This is a genomic window from Marinobacter iranensis (assembly GCF_029207565.1).
In the GTDB taxonomy this organism is placed as follows: domain Bacteria; phylum Pseudomonadota; class Gammaproteobacteria; order Pseudomonadales; family Oleiphilaceae; genus Marinobacter; species Marinobacter iranensis.
This window is the reverse complement of the sequence record NZ_JANCMW010000134.1, coordinates 1-275: the sequence shown is the minus strand read 5'-3', so window position 1 is coordinate 275 and position 275 is coordinate 1. Positions and strand designations below refer to the sequence as shown.

Below are 275 nucleotides of genomic sequence, written 5' to 3'. Positions count from 1 at the left end.
ATCGTGTACGCCGTCGTTTCCGAAGCAAAGGCCGTGCTCCAAACGCCCGCCGATAGCTGGAGCGACGACAGCTTTGGCGCAGCCACCGGATCGGGTACTCCTCCCGCATCGATCTCCCACTTGGCGTACAGCGTCACGTCGGACGCGCCCATCGTCAGCTTGTCGCCATTCTTGTACACCGTGCCGCTGCCGTCTGCCGACAACGTCCAACCGACGAAGGCATAGCCGCTTTTGACGAAGCCGCCGGCGTTGCTCATGACTGTCGCCGTCGATCC

Annotated in this window: 1 protein-coding gene; it reads right to left on the bottom strand. The window is 62.9% G+C overall.

Going from position 1 to position 275, the window contains the following annotated elements:
* A partial coding sequence (locus NLU14_RS21755; protein ID WP_275710537.1) for an InlB B-repeat-containing protein occupies positions 1-257 on the bottom strand: 257 nt, incomplete at its 3' end.
* Positions 258-275: the final 18 nt, after the last annotated feature.